Source organism: Brachybacterium sp. AOP29-B2-41 (genome assembly GCF_052378395.1).
In the GTDB taxonomy this organism is placed as follows: domain Bacteria; phylum Actinomycetota; class Actinomycetes; order Actinomycetales; family Dermabacteraceae; genus Brachybacterium.
Genome location: NZ_JBQSXR010000001.1, coordinates 319274 through 335380, shown reverse-complemented (window position 1 = coordinate 335380; position 16107 = coordinate 319274). Strand labels below are relative to the sequence as shown.

General features: G+C 67.1%; 13 protein-coding genes and 1 pseudogene. 4 read left to right on the top strand and 10 right to left on the bottom strand.

Annotated elements, in window-relative coordinates; genetic code table 11:
* Window positions 1–69 precede the first annotated feature (69 nt).
* Complete coding sequence (locus ACT3T9_RS01555; protein WP_441443865.1) at window positions 70–696, bottom strand: hypothetical protein; 627 nt, start codon at window positions 694–696, stop codon at window positions 70–72.
* A 49-nt stretch (window positions 697–745) separates the two neighbouring features.
* On the opposite strand from ACT3T9_RS01555, the gene ACT3T9_RS01550 reads away from it, so the two are divergent.
* Window positions 746–1411, top strand: a complete 666-nt coding sequence (locus tag ACT3T9_RS01550) for a PH domain-containing protein (RefSeq protein WP_441443864.1) — start codon at window positions 746–748, stop codon at window positions 1409–1411.
* 51 nt (window positions 1412–1462) lie between these two features.
* Window positions 1463–2068: a DUF4126 domain-containing protein gene (locus tag ACT3T9_RS01545; protein WP_441443863.1), complete on the top strand. Its 606-nt coding sequence runs from the start codon at window positions 1463–1465 to the stop codon at window positions 2066–2068.
* Between the two features lie 63 nt (window positions 2069–2131).
* Here ACT3T9_RS01545 and ACT3T9_RS01540 read toward each other — a convergent pair whose 3' ends face one another.
* The 5 genes from ACT3T9_RS01540 to ACT3T9_RS01520 all read right to left on the bottom strand — a co-directional run bounded on the left by ACT3T9_RS01540 (window position 2132) and on the right by ACT3T9_RS01520 (window position 6975).
* On the bottom strand, window positions 2132–2815 hold the full coding sequence (locus ACT3T9_RS01540; RefSeq protein ID WP_441443862.1) for a hypothetical protein: 684 nt from the start codon (window positions 2813–2815) through the stop codon (window positions 2132–2134).
* Window positions 2816–2985: 170 nt separating this feature from the next.
* Window positions 2986–4017, bottom strand: a complete 1032-nt coding sequence (locus ACT3T9_RS01535) for a hydroxyacid dehydrogenase (RefSeq protein ID WP_444600858.1) — start codon at window positions 4015–4017, stop codon at window positions 2986–2988.
* A 35-nt stretch (window positions 4018–4052) separates the two neighbouring features.
* Window positions 4053–4874, bottom strand: coding sequence for a hypothetical protein (locus ACT3T9_RS01530; protein WP_444605823.1), 822 nt, complete (start codon window positions 4872–4874; stop codon window positions 4053–4055).
* Window positions 4871–5917, bottom strand: a complete 1047-nt coding sequence (locus ACT3T9_RS01525) for a dihydrodipicolinate synthase family protein (RefSeq protein WP_444605822.1) — start codon at window positions 5915–5917, stop codon at window positions 4871–4873. Before ACT3T9_RS01525 ends, ACT3T9_RS01530 begins: the two co-directional genes overlap by 4 nt.
* A complete protein-coding gene (locus tag ACT3T9_RS01520) occupies window positions 5917–6975 on the bottom strand; it encodes an NAD-dependent epimerase/dehydratase family protein (RefSeq protein WP_444605821.1) in 1059 nt (352 codons plus the stop codon). The genes ACT3T9_RS01525 and ACT3T9_RS01520 overlap by 1 nt, the downstream gene beginning before the upstream one ends.
* Before the next feature lie 116 nt (window positions 6976–7091).
* On the opposite strand from ACT3T9_RS01520, the gene ACT3T9_RS01515 reads away from it, so the two are divergent.
* Both ACT3T9_RS01515 and ACT3T9_RS01510 read left to right on the top strand, forming a co-directional pair.
* Window positions 7092–8126, top strand: coding sequence for a LacI family DNA-binding transcriptional regulator (locus tag ACT3T9_RS01515; protein WP_444605820.1), 1035 nt, complete (start codon window positions 7092–7094; stop codon window positions 8124–8126).
* Window positions 8123–9454 (top strand): enolase C-terminal domain-like protein, encoded by a 1332-nt coding sequence (locus ACT3T9_RS01510; protein ID WP_444605819.1) that lies wholly within the window; start codon window positions 8123–8125, stop codon window positions 9452–9454. The genes ACT3T9_RS01515 and ACT3T9_RS01510 overlap by 4 nt, the downstream gene beginning before the upstream one ends.
* A gap of 171 nt (window positions 9455–9625) precedes the next feature.
* Here the strand turns inward: ACT3T9_RS01510 and ACT3T9_RS01505 are convergent, their stop codons facing one another.
* From ACT3T9_RS01505 to ACT3T9_RS01490, 4 genes and pseudogenes are all read right to left on the bottom strand, one after another.
* Window positions 9626–11959 carry an FIMAH domain-containing protein gene (locus ACT3T9_RS01505; protein WP_444605818.1) on the bottom strand — a complete coding sequence of 778 codons (2334 nt, stop codon included), beginning with the start codon at window positions 11957–11959 and terminating at the stop codon, window positions 9626–9628.
* 856 nt (window positions 11960–12815) lie between these two features.
* A pseudogene (locus ACT3T9_RS01500) lies at window positions 12816–14047 on the bottom strand (IS3 family transposase).
* 26 nt (window positions 14048–14073) lie between these two features.
* Window positions 14074–14484, bottom strand: coding sequence for a transposase (locus ACT3T9_RS01495; protein WP_444605817.1), 411 nt, complete (start codon window positions 14482–14484; stop codon window positions 14074–14076).
* Between the two features lie 250 nt (window positions 14485–14734).
* Window positions 14735–15910: an amidohydrolase gene (locus tag ACT3T9_RS01490; protein ID WP_444605816.1), complete on the bottom strand. Its 1176-nt coding sequence runs from the start codon at window positions 15908–15910 to the stop codon at window positions 14735–14737.
* Window positions 15911–16107 lie beyond the last annotated feature (197 nt).

The following is a 16107-nucleotide window of genomic DNA, read 5'->3' as shown; positions in this document are numbered from 1 at the left end:
GCGAAACTTCCGCGCCTCGCTCCCGCTGCGTCGTGCGCCCCTCTGGCGCGGTCGTGCCGTCGTCCGGCGTCAGTCCAGCAGGCCTGCCTCGGCGTAGCGGCCTGCCGCCGAGAGCTCCTCGCCGGTGCGCAGGAGCCGCTCGGCCTGTCGGGTGCGCGCATCGTCCCGGTCCTCATCCGCCAGATGGGCGGTGCCGTGGGCGATGATCGTGGCGACCGCGCCGGCTCTGCGCAGCGCGAGGCCGAGATCCCCGGTGAACGCTCCACGCAGGATGTCGTCCATCGTCCGCTGGACCTGCGGAACGTCCGGTGGCTCGGCGAAGCCGGAGAGATACCTCAGCCCGGGAACCGTGCGTGATCCCGCGCGGTAGCGGAGCACGACCTCGTCCCCGACCTGCTGCACCCAGGTGTGGAGCACGTACAGCCGCCACAGCGCCCCAGGCAGGGTCGAAGCAGGAGCTCCGGACCACAAGGCGCTGAGGTCGGTCAGGCCGTCCTGGGCGGCCAGCGCCACGACCCGCTCCACGACCTCGGGATCAGAGCTGTGGAAGACCCCATCCAGCAGCGCCCGCGCGGAATCGTGCGCCAGATCCGCCGAGGCGGCGGGGTCGGGCTCGCCGGGGATGGTCTCGGCGACCGACGCGTACAGCGGAGCGGGCCGGCGGAAGCGGGGGGCGGAAGGGCCGTTCGAGGACATGCTCAGCACACTACGCGCAGGCGGCGACGAGCCGCATTACTGTGAGGGCATGACCATCCCCCGGCAGATCGGACCCGAGACCGGTCCGCGCACCGCCCTGCCCGATTACACCCGCAGCAATGCGACGGTCGAGCGCATGGTCTCGGACCTGCGCCGCGGTCACCGTCAGGGGAGCGCACGGCCCGGCACCGGCGGTACTGTTCGGGCCTTGTTCCCGGTCGCCGCCACCCGCGACACCCTGCTGCGTGCGGTGGCCGCCGCGTTGCTGCTGGGCGGCACGGTCATCGCCGCGGTCGGTATCCTGCTGCTCTCGCTCGGAGTGGAGGACGGCCATGCGCCGGAGATCGGCCGGCTGATCGTGATGCTCGCACTCGGCGCGATCGGGCTGATCCTCCTGCTGCTGGGGCTGCGCTTCGTCCTGGTGGCGCTGGGCACCGCCCGCTCACGAGTGGAGATCACCGAGCGCGGGCTGCGGGTGGTGGGCGCCTTCCGTTCCCGAGAGGTCCCCTGGCGGGACATCATCGCGATCGAATCGCGGGTGGTCCATCCGGTGCACTGGCTCACCGCAGCGCTGCGGCTGCGCGACGGCTCCCGCGTGCTGATGCCCGCCTTCGACCGGCATGTCTGGACCTGGTCCCAGCCATCGGGGCAGGACATCCGCACCCTGCGGATCGAGCTGAGGAAGCAGGAGAAGGCCGCTCGCGGCGCCTTCTGAGCCACCGAGCCCGAGAGATCGACCCCTGCGGAAGCACCACGGAGGAGAGCCATGGAAGCACTGATGATGACCCTGGGATCGGGCTGGGTCAGCGGGGTCCGGCCCTATTTCATGGTCTTCCTGCTGGGACTGTCCGGCAGGCTGATGAACCTCGAACAGGTCCCTGAGGTGCTGCAGCGCACCGATCTGCTGGTGATCACCGCCATCCTGCTGCTGGTGGACTTCGCAGCGGACAAGATCGCCTTCCTCGACTCCTTCTGGGACCAGCTGCACACCGTGATCCGTCCGATCGCCGGCGGGGCGATCGGGTTCCTGCTGGGGGGCGAGACCGACACCAGCACCGCCATCGTGATGGCGGTGCTCGGTGCCGCCGCGGCCTTCGGCTCCCACGCCGCCAAGGCAACTGCGCGCGCCGCGGTGAACGTCTCGCCGGAGCCGGTCTCCAACGCCCTGGTCTCCACCGGGGAGGACGTCGCCGCGGTGGTGATGGGGCTGCTCACTGTTCTGCTGCCCGCGCTCGCCGGTGTGCTCGCCCTCGTGCTGCTCGGCCTCGGCATCTACCTGATGGTGCGGATCCGGCGCGCCTATCGAGGACTGCGGGAACGGCTGCAGCAGGCCCGGGCGCGGCGCGGGGACGGCGTCGGACCCGCAGTCTGAGACCGGGGGTCCGACGCCGTCGGGGTCTGGCTCCGGTGGCGTTCTCGCCGGCGACTGGTTCTCTCAGCTGGCGACGGTGCCGGGAGCCTGGCTGATGCCGTCGTCCCACAGGACCCGAGTCGCCTCCGCCACCCCGCCCGCGTCCACGTCGGAGACCCCGAGGATGCCCTCGTCGTCCAACGGAAGATGCCCGATCTTCCAGCTGCCGTCCGCCTCCGCATGGAACATCAGCGGGGTGGGGTCCTCCGGGGCGGCGATATCGGTGCGGCGCAGCGAGACGGTCCGCTCGTTGCCCTCCCCGAGGAAGGCCAGCACGATGTCGGAGACTGAGGCGGGCACCTGATCGCTGCTCGGCAGGGCGGTGACCACGAACGAATCCAGCTCGTCCTGGGTGAGCATGAGGATGGCCTCATTGGCCTTGATGATGAAGGCCATGCGCATCGCCTCGCCTTCGGCCAGCGCGATCCCCAGCCAGCGATCGGCGGCGGTCAGCGCGGTGGCGACCACCTGGCCCTCCTCTCCCAGCAGCCACTGGCCGTCCGCCGAGCGCTCGACCTTCCCCCGGGCGCGGAGCCCGGAGGTGACGGCTGCGGTGACGAACTCCTGGGCTGCTGCGGGCGCGGAGCGCAGCCCGATCTGCTCGCGGGTGATCCTGCCGCTCTCGGTGTCTCGCAGCCCGAGCATGAAGTCGATCTCGTAGGCCGTGTAGATCGTGACCTGCTCGTCGGTCGTGCTGGTCTCGCTCATAGGTCCCCCTGGGTGGCGTGATCCGGACAGCGGGAAGGCGTCCGGTGGAAGTGTCACCGAAAGCATGTCAGATGTGCGCCAGGCACTCCACCGATTCGCGACCGCGCCCGAGATTCGCGACCTCGCCCGAGACCTCCCCGCGCCCGAGACGTCACCGCGCCCGAGACTTCTCAGGAGAGCCGGTCGTAGATCTCCGCCGTCACCTCGTAGCGCAGGGGAGCGCCGGAGAGGAATGCCGAGATCTCCTGCACCACCCCGTCGCCCTGGGCTCGTCGCGCCTCGACGGTCCCTCCGGCCACGTGCGGGGTGATCAGCACGTTGTCGAGCCCATAGAGAGGGGAGTTCTCCGCCAACGGCTCGACGTCGAACACATCCAGCCCTGCGCGCAGCCGGCCCGCGACCAGCTCGGTGGTCAGCGCCTCCATATCGATCACGGCGGAGCGCGCGGTGTTCAGCACGGTCGCACCGTCGCGAAGTCGCGCGATCATGTCGGCATCGAGCATCCCCCGGGTCTCGTCGGTGACGGGAGCGTGGATCGCGAGCACATCGCTGCGTTCGCACAGCTCCGCCAGTCCCACCAGCTGCACCCCGAGCGCTGCGGCGTCGTCCTCCGTGGCGAAGGGGTCGTGGGCGAGCACCTCCTGGACGCCCAGCCCGCGCACCATCGAGACGTACTCACGACCCACCCGGGACAGGCTCAGCACGCCGATGGTCTGCTCCCGGATGCCATGGGTGAGGGTGCCGGAGCCGCCGGCCCTCCAATCATGCGTCGCCTGCAGGCGACGGTCCATCGAGTGCACATCGCGCAGCAGTACAAGGGTGAAGGTGAGCGCGAGCTCCGCCACCGCGGTGGCCATCGCCGCAGAGCCGCCCTGGGCGAGCCGCAGCCCCTGCTCGAGCACCTGCTTGGGGAACAGGCCTCGCACGGTGCCGGCGGTGTGCGCGGCGTACTTCAGCCGTGACCCGCTCAGCACCGAGGGATCGAAGGGCGCGGTGCTCCAGGACGTGATCAGCACGTCGTAGTCGTCGGCGATGCCCTCGGGGAGGCGGATCCGGGAGTCGCCGCTCTCCGGCGGGAGCACCACCTCGCCCACGCCCCGCAGCCGCTCCAGAGCCGCCTCGGAGTAGAGGACTCCGAGCTCTTGAGGGGTGATCGCCACGAAGATGCGGGGAGTGCTGGCGGGCTCTGCGGGGACGGACATGAGGTCTCCTTCTCGGGGCGGGGCGGTCTTCGGGGTCATGGTGCATCGAGCAGGCCGAGCCTGCGCAGACCGGTGAGCAGGTGACCCGCCACGACGGCATTGCCGAGCTGGTCGAAATGCCCCGGATCCGTGGAGATCGACGGCGGCTTGGCTCCGGCGCGGCGCTCGGCGAGGTCCTCCGCGGAGGCGTCGATCCCGGTGGCCTCCGGCAGCGCCGGGGAGGTGACGAAATCCTGGACCTCGAGGTAGGCGCTGCCGAAGCGCTCCGCGCATCCGGAGTTCACGGCGAGCACCTGCGCGCGCATCGCGGGTTCGGCGCCGTTGTTGACGAACTGGCCGACGACGGCGACGCGCGCCCCAGCCTGCTCGAGATACCGGGCGGAGGTGGTGATGCGGTCCAGGACCCCTGCTGCGTCCTGCCCACGGTTGAGGTCGTTCTCGCCCATCCACAGCACGGCGTCGTGGCCGCGCAGGGACGCCCCGGTGAGCGGGAGGAAGGGATCGCCGTCGACTGCGATCGGATCGCCGGGACGCAGGCGGGTCAGGAAGACACCCTCCTCGGTGCCGTGGACCACGGCGGGGATGCCGGCGACGTGGCCGGCGTAGGGCTTGAGGGCGTGGGAGACCAGGTCGAGCTCGGTGGGCAGCAGCTTCACCGTCCCCGCCGCCGGGAGGAGTCCGCCCGCCACGGCGATCGGGAGGGGGATCGACCCGATCCGGGCGGCGGTGTGGTGCGAGGTCTCCCCGCCGCGACCTTCGTTGAGGAAGCCGGTTCCCGATGGCGCCAGCGCCGCCTCGAGCGCCGGACCGATCAGCGCCATCGAGGAGGAGCCCCAGCCGACGAGGGCAGGTCTCATGACAGCCAGCCCTCGCGCCCGGCGGCGACGAACTCCTCGTCCAGCAGCGCGGGGAAGCGCGCCCGCACCTCACGGATCAGCTGCTCCTGCCCGGGGGACAGGACATCGGGCCCCAGGCAGCGAGTGCTGCTCAGCAGCCCCTGCTGGCGCAGCACCTCGTTGACACCGGGGACGCAGCCCGAGAAATTGTGGAGCACATCGAAGACGGCCGCGTTGATCTCTACCAGATCGCTGCCCAGTGCGAGCAGCTCGGGGGTGACGGCGTCGGCGGCGACCTCAGCGTTCGCCCGAGCGACCAGCTCGACCGCGGCGCGAGTGCCCACAGCCCACTGCCCCAGCAGCCCGCCGCGTGCCCGCACCTCCCGCAGGTGCCCGTCGACCTCGCGTCGGAAGGGCGTCACCAGATCCGCCACGATCGCATCGTCGTTGCCGGTCAGCACCGCGACCTGGTCCCAGCGCTCATGACCGAGCAGCTCCTGCATCACGTCGTTGGTGCGGTACCGGTCAAACGGCGCCGTCTTCACCGCCACCACCGACTCGAGGCTGAACAGAGAGCGCCAGAAGGCTCGGCTCAGGGGCATGCCGCCCACGCTGTCCTGCAGGTAGAAGCCGATGGTCGGAAGCACCTCGCCGACGGCTTCGGCACGCTCGAGCAGCGACTGCTCGCTGCGTTCGACCATTCCCCAGGGGCTCATCAGCGCGGCCTGGAATCCGAGCTCGCGGGCGAGCTCCGCCTCGCGGACGGCTTGGGCGGTGTCACCGACCAGGCCCGCGATCAGCAACGGCGAGGCGACGGCGCCCGGGGCGGCCTCCGCAGCGATGGCCGCGGCCTGCTCCCAGACGGTGCGCAGCAGGGCGGGATCGTCATGCAGCTCGAACTGGGTGGAGTGCACTCCGACGGCGAGGCCATGCGCGCCGGCAGCCAGCTGATAGCGGGTCAGAGCCCGCTGCGCTCGCAGGTCCACACCGCCGTGGTCGTCGAGAGCCAGGGGATGTGCGGGGATCGCGACGCCGGCATCGAGCCTCGCGTGCAGTTCGGTCATCAGAACTTCCCCTCGCGCTGCTGGAATTTGGTGGCCTTGCCGAGCTGGCGGCCGCCGCCCCCGACCCATTGGCCCACCCAGCGCACCAGGCGACGCAGCGGGACCGAGGGATAGCCGTAGAGCTCATGGATCTCGGCGGCATCGTTCAGGAGAGCATCGGGTGACTCCTCGCCGACGATCTTCGGTGCGATGCCCATCTCCTCGCCGAGCCAGTGGGCCAGCCGGCGCACGGAGACGGTCTCCGGGCCGGTGGCGTTGAGGATCCGCGGGGGAGTGCCTGCCAGCTCGATCGAGCGCAGCGCCCAGGCGTTGATATCGCCCTGCCAGGCGACGTTGACGGCGGGCATGGTGACATCCACCGGCTCGCCAGCGGCGATCTTGGTGGCGATATCGGCGATCACCCCGTAGCGCAGCTCGCAGGCGTAGTTCAGGCGGAAGATCGACACCGGGGTGTCCCAGGTGTGGGAGGCATAGCTGAACAGCCGCTCCCGGGCGAGGCAGGACTGGGCGTACTCACCGACCGGCGCCGGCTCGTCGGCCTCGGTGGAGCCGCCGGTGCCGAGCGGGGAGAGCGGGTACACGTTGCCGGTGGAGTAGACCAGCGAGGGAACGCCCCGGTACCGGTCCGCGACCAGTGCGGGCATCGCGGCGTTGGACCACCAGGTCTGGTGCTCGAGGCCCGTGGTGCCGAACTTCATCGCCGCGAGGTAGAACATGCCCGCGGCGTCCGGCAGGTCCGCGTAGGACTCGGAGCGAGTGAGGTCCGCGGGATGGACGACGATGCCGGCATCTTCGAGGAGCGTGCGTGAGGCGGGGTCCGAGAAGCGGGAGACCGCGATGACCCGGGCGTCCGATCCGACCTCGTCGAGGGCGCGCCGTGCCATCAGTGACATGGTGGGGCCGATCTTGCCGCCGGCCCCGAGGAGGACGATGTCGCCCTCGAGGGCGGCCAACGCCTCGCCCACTCCGGGCAGCGGGCGGGACAGGAGCTCGTCGAGCTCGGCCTCGTCGGCGGGCGCATGGGCGGGCGTCGTGCTGGGTGTGATCACGGTCGACACTGAGCGTCCTCACGTCGTGGGTCGGGGGGTAGAGAAAAGCGTTTCTCTCGGGCCCTTAGAGTAGGTTGCTTCTCTAGGTGCGTCAAGCGACCAGTAGCAATGGTTATCCTCGCTGCATGGCAATCACTCTGAAGGACGTCGCACAGCGTGCCGGCGTGTCGGTGCCTACCGCCTCGCGGGTGCTGTCCGGCAGCAGCTACCCGGTGGTGGAAGAGCTGCGGCTCCGCGTGCGACAAGCCGCCGAGGAGTTGGACTACGTCCCCAACGCCCAGGCGCAGGGCCTGCTGCGTGGAAACACCGGAACCATCGGTGTGCTGGTCGGTGACGTGGGCGATCCCTACTTTTCGGAGATTGTCAATGGCATCCACGAGCGTGCCACCGTCGAGAACCTGCTGGTGACCATCTGTCATACGGAGCGTGACCCCGATCGTGAGCTCGGCTACTTCCGCATGCTGCAGTCCCATCGTGCGCACTCGGTCATCCTTGCGGGCTCCGGCTTGAACGACGAGTCCTACCGCGCAGGCATCGATGCACGGGTGCGCTCCTTCCGCGCCGCGGGCGGGCATGTGGTGGCCATCGGCACCCCCGTGGTCGCAGTCGACCGGGTGTTGGTCGACAACCGCGACGGAGGCAGGATGCTGGGCCGGCACCTGATCGATCTCGGTCACCGCGACGTGGCCCTGATCTCCGGTCCTGCCACTCTGGTCTCGACCGAGGAGCGCCTGGGCGGACTGAAGGAGGCACTCGATGAGGCGGGCGCGCGGTTGATCATCCACCACGGTCCCTCCACGCGGGATGAGGGCTATCGGGCCGCGGGCGAGTTGCTGGCCCGCCATCCCGAGCTGACCGCGATCACCGGCACCGCTGACCAGATGGCGATCGGGGCCATGTCCCAGCTGCGCGACCAAGGACGCAGTGTGCCGGAGGACATCTCCGTGGCTGGCTTCAACGACATCGCCGTCTCCCGGGATCTGTCTCCCTCGCTGACCACTGTGCGGCTGCCGCTGCGCGAGATGGGCTCCGCGGCTCTGGACATCGCGCTCAGCGTGGATCGTGAGATCGATGCGCACCCGGTCGAGCGACAGCTCGGTGTCGAGCTGGTGGTGCGCGGATCCACCGGGCCCGTGCGAGAAGGGGCGGGGACGGCATGAACGCCGACCTATGGTCGGGCACGGCGCGTGCCACCGATATCCGGGTGGTCGACGTCGACGTCTCATTCGCCGATGTCGAACTAGATCCGCCCTTTGTGATCAGCGGTCGACCGATGACGCACGTGACTTCAACAAAGGTTCGGCTGGTCGTCGAGACACTCTCAGGAGTGCGGGCCACCGGGCTCGGGGCGGGAATGTTGTCGGTGCCGTGGGCTTGGCCGCAGTCCGAGATAGACCTGTCCGCTCGCGATGACGTACTGCGTTCCCTCGTCCAGGCTTTCGCCGAGCAGCTCCTGGACCTCGACCTTCGCGGTGATCCCTTCACGCTGTGGCGGCCGCTCGAAGATCAGCTCGATGCAACCCTGGCTGACGCCGCAGATGCGGCCAGGATCGAAGAGATCCCACGGCTAGCTGGATTGCTGACGCTCGGGGCGGTTGACAACGCGCTTCACGATGCCTGGGCGCGTGCCGCAGGATGCAGCGTCTACTCGATGTACACTGCCACGCATCTGAATCAGGATCTGGCCTGGCTGTCACCAGAGTTCACCGGTATCCATCCTGGCGACTTTTTGGGGCCTGCGCGAACCCTGATCCCTATCCAGCACGCACTTGGCGTCGGAGATCCGCTCACGGATGCCGACGTGGTTGCCGGGGGCCGAAGCCTTGAGCGGTGGGTCCGGGAACAGGGGATCCGTCACCTGAAGATGAAGCTGACTGGAAACCCGGTGGCCGATGCCTCCCGCATCTCTGAGGCGTATCGGGTGATGATTGCCCTTGTGAGGGAGCCGACCTTCTCACTGGACCCCAATGAGGCCTACTCGGTGGGAGATCTGGGAGACATGCTCGGCCGCCTCCAACGCCTCGACCCGGCTGCAGCAGGCTCGATTACCTACCTCGAACAGCCCTTCCCTCGCGACCATGAGACGGACGCACAGCAGATGACACCTCTGAGCGCGCGCGTTCCCGTTCTGCTCGACGAGGGTTACTCCCGCCTTCAACAGCTGCTCGACCTTCGGGACCAAGGCTGGTCCGGAGTCGTGATCAAGTCGGCCAAGGGGCAGAGCCATGCGATGGTCACTTACGCAGCGGCCCGCACCCTGGACCTGTCGATCGCGATCCAGGACCTCACCACCGTCGACGTAGCGTTGGAGCATTCACTTGGACTCGCCGCCTCCTTGCAGGCAAGCTGGCCGCAGGTAGAGCACAACAGCCGCCAGTTCGCACCGGGTGCCAATGCTGAGCTGGCGGCACGCTCGCCCGCACTGGTCGCCGTGCGCGAAGGGCACGCGCGCTGGACTCCTGGGAAGGTGGGGCTCTACGGGGGCTGAGCGTGGCGCCCCGGTGCCTCGCGCGAGCTTCCGCGCCCGGTCTCGGCTCCGTCAAGCTGTGATGGTCCGCCCACGATGCCCTCGACCTGGTTTCGTGAGCTCTGCGGCGATAGCGGACAGGCCCGGGCCGCGCAGGTGCGTGGTCCGGGCCCGCCGTATCGCGTGAGCCGGTCAGCCGATCAGCGCCCCAGCGGTGGTGGCCTGCTCGCAGAGGTCCGCGGCAGCAGCTGCGTCGAGCGTATCAGGGCGTTTCGGGTTGTCCAGGTGGCGGATGAACCGGTCCAGAGCGGTTGATGCGCGCCCTGTCCGGCCGGCGGCGGCATGCCGTTCAGCCTGGTCCAGCGCACTGGTCAGCTGGTGCGTGATCGGCCCGCCGATCGCGGCTTCCTCGATGTAATTCTCGAGAGAGGAACGCAGCGCGCCTACGGGGGAGACGGTGGGCTCCTCGACGAACGTCATCCGGTACAGCGAGCCTTCCCAGGCGTAGTACAGGCGGCCATTGTTGTCGAACATGGCGTACTCGCCGTCCGTGAGGGTTTCTGTCTCGAGAGTCTTCGGGTCCAGCACGAACACCTCCCCGGGTGCGGTCGCCCCGTAGAGGCGCTCGTCCGGACCGAACTCGAGAGAACCGTGGCCCCACAATCCACCGGCACGGCCGACTGACACCAGCTCGCCGAACTCGCGAGAATCGAGGTCGAAAGTGAAGACGGTTCCCGATGTGGTCAGGCCCCAGACCTGTCTACCACTGTCCACCACCAGTTCGGAGATGTCCTTGGCGTCCGGCTCTGGCACGCCATCCCAGACCAGCTCGCCCGCCTCGAGGTCCCAGATGAATATGCGAGCCTCACCATGCGGGGACTCGCCGCCTAGGACATCGACCGTCGTGCCGCCGATGAGGTAGCCATCGATGCTCGTGAGAGAGGAGATCGCGTGACCCTGCAAGGGCTCTCCCAGGTCGGTCTTCTCCTTGCTCTCATCGTTGTAGAGGAACAGCTGGCCGGTGTCCACGCCGCGCCCACCGATCGTTCCCAGCGCTACGGTGTGGTCGTCGACCCTCGACAAGGCATAGATCCGCTCCTGGTGATAATCAGCGTAAAGACGGAAGACTTGGCGTGGGTTATTCCCGTAGACGTAGCTCTGATCGGGGTCGTATTCGAAGAGTATGCCTTGTCCGTACGCAGTGAAGAAGACCTTGTCGTTCATCGACGTGATCGCATCGATGCGCGCGGAGGGTCCCCGAGTGAAATTGAGGAACTCCTCATTTGTGGTGTCATATCCTGCGACCGAAACCTCGGAGGTCCCACCTCCGATGTACACGTTGTCGTCGGGGCCCAGTCCGAGTGAACGGATGGTCATCGGAAATGACGGTACAGCCAAGGGTCGTTTCTCGCCTTGGCCGGTTTCAGGATTCCACAACCACATGTCACCGCGGCTACCCATGCCCACCACGGTGAGGCCTGGCCACTCCGGGTCCTTCAGGTCGATGAGTGAGGTGCCGGAAGAAGATTCCGCAGATGTAAGCGGCCACCCAACTGGTTCGCCCATCCGATCCTCAACGTTGTACCGGTATAGACCGTCGGCGAGTTTGCCGAAGTATACATTTCCGTTCTCGTCCACGTCGGTCATCCCACCCTGACCGTTATACTCGATCCGGTCGATCCACTCGCCCGCTTCGATGTCATATATGTGCCAGTCGAGGCTCGGGCTGGTGTAGGAGAAGAGAAGTCCATCCCGGTACTCCAGGTGAAAGTGACGAGTTTCGTTGGCGGCCCATTCAGGGGTTTCAATCCCCGTCCGTTCACCTGTTGCCAGGTCGATCGAAACCAGGTGAGCGTTTGGTTCGGTGCCTACGAACAGTTGTCCGGGTGCGTAGGCTAGGGAATACGCGAACGGCTCGCCGTCAATGGCTTGCCCAAGGTCCTCGAACACTTCCGTCGCAGTGTCGTAGGAGAAGATCTTCCCGGAAGGGTAGCCGCCGCCGTAGATGATGTCGCCGTCTCCAGGGATGAGTTTCGTGATCACGACGTCATCAGGGATGCCGAAGCCGAGGTTAATCATCTCACCTGACTCTGGTGAATAACGCAGTAGGTAGGCATGGGGGCCCCAGCTAGCGATGTACACGTTGCCGTCAGGCGCCAGGAGTAGATCATTACCGCGGTGCGTGTCGGGAACGGTGTGGGCGTCCAGCTGCTCGCCGGTCGCGGCATCCGAGACCGTAAATTCCATCGGGTTCTCTGGCTGGCCACCCGCCGTGTAGACGACCGGCCGACCGTCTCTCCAGTAGCCGAACGTTGAGGCTGTAACACGAACGGTAGAGATCGGAACACCCAAATTTTCTATTGAGGGCACCAGCGTGGTCGTCCTCTGGTCGCCGCTCACGCCGTCTGCGTGTGCTGCTAGAGGTAGCACTGCGGAGGTTCCGAAAATCATGGTTGTCGCGATACCGCCCGTGATCAGGGTTCTTCTACGCATCAGTGGTTTTCCTTTCGGCAATACAAAGACCATTCGGTTGAATGCTGATCCAGCTGCTCGATAATCCGGTCGACCCCCACCTCCGTTCGGGCTGGGTGCTCCTCGTCGTGCAAGTCAGGCCAGGGCGCGCGCTGATGTCCAGTTGCTACGGTGCTGGCGATCCGGCTCGTATATGTCGCCGATGTCGAGCGAGACCGGTCGGTCGCGTCTTACTTGACGGCAGGCGCCAGAAGTGGCCACTAGGACAGTGAGACGGCCCCACCTCAGGCGCAGTTCATGGTCTCGCTCGGAACCTCTTCATCGAGAAAACCCTTGCTAGTCCCCACGAGACTAACCGCTTTCTGTGCTGGGCGTCAACCATGAATTCTGAAGTTCCGCACGGTCGCGGACGTCGAGTTCGCAACCGCCGGCTGAGTCGACGGGTACATCAACCGCCGCGTCCACGGCTTCTTTGGGATGCTCGCCCCGGTAGGGTGCGAGACCCTCCACCACGAGACCCCTCGCCCAAGAGTCCGAACCCGCAAAGTAGCGGCCGAGAACCCGGGCGATTCAATGGAGCTTCTCTAGCTTTATCGAGGTGAGGGCCCCAGGGCGCCGTGGAGGGCGCGGGTGGAATTCGTACTTACGGCGGAGGCTTCCGGGGCGAGAGGCTTTCCTGGTTCAAACATCTGGTCATGCCGCTAGGAGGTGGCACGCATGTGCGCGCCACTGCCTAGCCTCGATCTTTCACGGTGCTGCTGAGCGGCGGTGTCCGGCGGCGTTGCCGATGTTCGTGCGTTGATTCTGGCATGAGGGTGTGACGGTCCGCCGCGTGTCGGTCGCGGTGGTCGGGTGTCCAGTGCCAGAGGTCCTCAAGGAGTGGGCCTGCCCGCAAGTCGTTGACGGTTGATCAAGCTGCTTGAGCTTGATCTGCGTGTTCTTCGGTCTCGGCCTGGTCGCGCTTGATGGCATTCTCGAACGCGACCGGGCTGGTGTAGTCGAGGCTGGAGTGCAGCCGGCGACGGTTGAATACGATCTCGATCCAGCGAGCGACCTCGCGACGCGCTGCGGCCCGGGTCGGCCAAGAGCGCCGGTCGTAGAACTCAGTCTTCAGCGTGGCCCAGAACGACTCGGCCATCGCGTTGTCCCAGCACACCCCGGTCCGTCCCATCGACTGGCGGATCCCCAGCTCCTCGCAGGTCTCGAACAGGGCCTTTGACGTGTACTGGGCGCCGCGATCAGCGTGAAACACAAGATCATCTGGGACATCCCCGCGCAGGGTTCGTGCCATCCGCAGCGCCCGGTCAACCAGCCCGGCGTCCTGACACTCGTCCATCGCCCAGCCCAGCACGCGCCGGGAGTGCCCGTCACGGACCGCGGCGAGATAGATCTAGCCCTCGCCGGTTCGCAGATACGTGATGTCGCTGATCCAGATGGCATCGAGGCGTCCCTGGTCCCATCTCCGCTGGGCGTGATCCGCGAAGCCTCGGGCGGAGGGATCTTGGATCGTCGTCACCGGGGTGAACATGCTCGGGCTGATGCCCTCCAGTCCCTGACGACGCATGGACGCGGCGACCGTCTTCCGGTCGACCACCACGCCCTTGGCGGCGAGCTCGCGGGTGATCCGCGGGGCCCCGTAGACATCGTCAGAGGCTCGGAACTGCTCGCGCACGGCCTGATCGATCACCGCCCGCCGCTTAGCCCTCGGCCCGGGGCCATGCTGGCGACGGCGCTGCCAGGCGTAGTAGCCCTGCCGAGTCACACCCAGAAGCCGCGCCATGCGGGTGATCTCGAAGTTCGCCTTCTCCGCGTCCATCAGCTCGAACCGTTCCTCCGGGGTGGCTTCGACGCGAAGAAGGCGGCCGCTTTTCCCAGGAACTCATTGTCCGTCTCCAGCTCATGGACCCGCCGTCGCAGACGCTTCAACTCTTCCCGCTCGTCCGCGGCCAACGGCACTTCCGGGCCCGGAGCCGGGCCCCGGCGCTCGCGTTCTTGCTGGACCCAGCGACCCAGCAACTGCGCGCCCACGTCGATCTCCTCGGCCACATGCGCGATCGGCCGGCCCGTATCCAGCACCAGAGCTGCTGCCTCTCGGCGGCACTCCGGCGTGTACCTCTTCCGCTTCCTCATGACGACAACCATCCCGCAGGCCAGCACGACCCGCTATCTCAGGCGTCAACATCAGGAGGGTAAGCCCAATTCTTCGCCGTTGCGTTCGCATTGGGGGCGTGGTGCCCGGCCAGAGCACAGGCGTTCTTGCGGGCTTTCCGGCGGGCCGTGCTGATCGCGCTCTCCGCCTTGTCGACGTCAGCCGCCAAGGCGGTCAGCAGGCGGGAGATCGTCGGATCCGAGGCCACGGACCCATACAACTCCGGTTCCGCCCGCAGCGTCGCGACGTCAGCCAAGCAGTCCCCACCGACCGCGAGCATCAGCGCAAGATCGGTGAGGATCTTTCCTGGGTCGTGCCGCGCGAACTGCTTCCGCCACGGCGCCAGCGCTCTGGACAGCTCGGTGGTCAGACCCGTCGCCCGCAGCGTCTGGGTCAGCAGGATCCCGCCTGCTTGACCGACGGCGGGCACCGGTGCGACATCAACACGAGGGCGTGGATACAACCCGGTAGTATTCACCCTGAAGGTGCTCCTTGGACTGCGATGAACTGGACTCTAGACAAGCCCAATTCTTCCAGCTCAGGAGCACCTTCACCCATTACGACCCGCCCCTCGGACACCTCAACGATGAAAGCCCGGGGCTAGCCCCCTGCTCTGCAGGACCCCTTTGGGCAGTGGGCGATCCGCATTGCCCGGCCTCCCGTTCCCGTATGGGTCGCGATCAGCGTGGGCTGATCACCGGGAGCTGCCGTTGGTCGAGATGCATGACCTCACGGCCGGCTTGCCACATCTGCTGCGCTCGGTTCCTCGTGTCCAACGGATCGCCGCTCCAAAGGACCAGGTCGGCGTCCTTGCCTACCTCGAGCGAGCCAATACGCTCGTGGAGTCCCAGTACACGAGCTGGATTTATGGTGACCGAGCGCAATGCTTCCTGTGCGTCCATACCGTGCTTGCACGCGAGCGCGACTTGGTGGATCAGGTAGTCGATCGGGACCACCGGATGGTCGGTGATGATTGAGACGTCGACGCCGGCGGCTGCCAGGATTCCGGGAGCTCGTGGCGTGCGGTGGCGGACTTCGATCTTGTTGCGGGAAGTCATGATCGGCCCGTACAGCACGGGCACGTTCTCCTTCGCAAGGCGATCCGCGATTAGATGCGCTTCAGTGGCGTGGTCGAGCACGAGTTTGTACCCGAACTCGTGAGCGATGCGCACCGCCGTCATGATGTCGTCGGTGCGGTGGGCGTGCTGGCGCCACGGGATCTCGCCGGAGAGCACGCGCGATAGGGCGGCGGAGACCAAGTCGGAGCGATCTCGCTCCTTGTCGTCTGTATCCAGCCAGATCCGTGCTTGGGTGAGTGCCTGCCGGAGCACCAGCGCCACGCCCAACCGGGTGGATGGAGTCCGTCCCAGGTCGCCGTGCACCCGGCGGGGATTCTCCCCCATGGCGGATTTCAGGCCCGAGGGCTCACGCAGCACCATGTCGTCGACGACGCGGCCGTGGGTTCGGATCGCCACGGTGAGCCCACCGATAGGGTTGGCCGAGCCAGGGTTCACGTTCACGGTGGTCACGCCGGCGGCGATGGCGTCGTCGAAGCCGACGTCGAGCGGATTGATAGCGTCCAAGGCCCGCACGGCGGCGGTTACGGCATCAGTCGTCTCGTTCACGTCGTCGCCAGCCCACCCTTCGCCCTCCTCGTGAATGCCGAGATGGACGTGTGCGTCGATGAGCCCCGGCAGCAGCCACGCTCCAGCTGCATCGACCACTTCCGCATCTCGAGGCGCAGTGAGGCCGGGGCCGAGCGCGGAGATCTTTCCGTCCTCAACGAGCAGGGTGCCAGCGAATGCCGGCCCAGTGACCGGGACGACGTGGGCATTGGTGATGGCGATAGCGGTCATGACGATCCACCTTCGAGCGCTCGGATGGTGAGGGAGGGGCTTGGCCCCGGTGCACCCGCGATCCTATGGCCAAGAATGCGCTTTCTCAATGCCATGAAGCATTTTGGGCGTGGACCGCCCCGATAGCAGCCACTAGCCACCACTTCTGTCAAGCGGCGATTGCTGCGCCTGTGATGGGTGGGGCAGCCTGCGGTTCG